General features: G+C 43.8%; 1 pseudogene. It reads right to left on the minus strand.

The window, feature by feature from the left end:
* A pseudogene (locus tag NI462_RS15020) lies at positions 1–106 on the minus strand (IS6 family transposase); the annotation flags it as partial.
* Between the last annotated feature and the right edge of the window lie 154 nt (positions 107–260).

Raw genomic sequence — 260 nt, forward strand, 5'->3', positions numbered from 1 at the left:
CGAGCATTTCTTGAAGTTCACGATAGCTGATGCCATATTTACAATACCAACGAACAGCCCAAAGAATGATTTCACCTTGAAAGTGCCGACCATGGAAGGGATTCATCTGCTGTATCTCGAAATACATAAGATATTTAGCTTATCATGTCAGCCTATTTGCAACAGTGCCATCCAATCGACCTGAAACGACCTGCATAGGCTCTGATCCCCTCAGTTGACCAATGCGTAAACGTTGCATTGTCCAGTCGGGGTCATTGAAA

This window comes from Acinetobacter lwoffii (assembly GCF_024129715.1).
Classification (GTDB): domain Bacteria; phylum Pseudomonadota; class Gammaproteobacteria; order Pseudomonadales; family Moraxellaceae; genus Acinetobacter; species Acinetobacter lwoffii_U.